The following is a 709-nucleotide window of genomic DNA, read 5'->3' on the forward strand; positions in this document are numbered from 1 at the left end:
TGTCGTATCTATATTAATATTCTTTAAAGTAAATCCTTGACCATCAAATGTTTTAGTGAAAGCACTATCATCTTTAAAACCTACTATCATACTAGTAAATTCATTAGCATCTTTTTTGCCATCACTATTTAAATCTATCCAATAATTAGCATAGTTTTGTCCACTACTTGCTTTAAAATCTATATCATTAGTAAGTCTATACTCACTAGCTGTATCTCTAAAGCCTTCTTTGTTTTCATTCCACCCTTTAGCAAAATGCCACCAGTCTACATCAGAGCCTATGCCTACATATTTATATACTTTAAAATTACTGCTTGAATTGTTAAATTTATTAAATACTTTAAAAGAACTAGGATTATAATAGTATCCACTAGCATTTAGATACATAGAACCTTTAAAACTATTACCATTGCCTCCCTTGATATTTAATTTGCTAAGTTTATTACCATTAATAGAGCTTACATCAACATAAACTTCATTGCCTTGTAAAGTTATTTCATTAGCTGAAATTTGTTTTGAGTGTTCTCCTAAATTTTTATCATAGTCAGCATATGCATTAGACACTACTTTATTACCTTGTAAAACAACGCTAGCAGCATTGATTTCACCACCCATATTAATCACATTTCCACCCTTAGGATTTGGCTTAAACACCGGAGAAAAAGAAGCGCCTTTAGAAAAGAAATTTTTATAATCATTTTCATTTAAA

General features: G+C 29.5%; 1 pseudogene. It reads right to left on the reverse strand.

Going from position 1 to position 709, the window contains the following annotated elements:
• Nucleotides 1-654 (reverse strand): annotated as a pseudogene (locus L8X28_RS08285) (hypothetical protein); the annotation flags it as partial.
• Nucleotides 655-709 lie beyond the last annotated feature (55 nt).

Origin of the sequence: Campylobacter sp. CNRCH_2016_0050h (assembly GCF_025772605.1) — a bacterium.
Classification (GTDB): domain Bacteria; phylum Campylobacterota; class Campylobacteria; order Campylobacterales; family Campylobacteraceae; genus Campylobacter_D; species Campylobacter_D lari_D.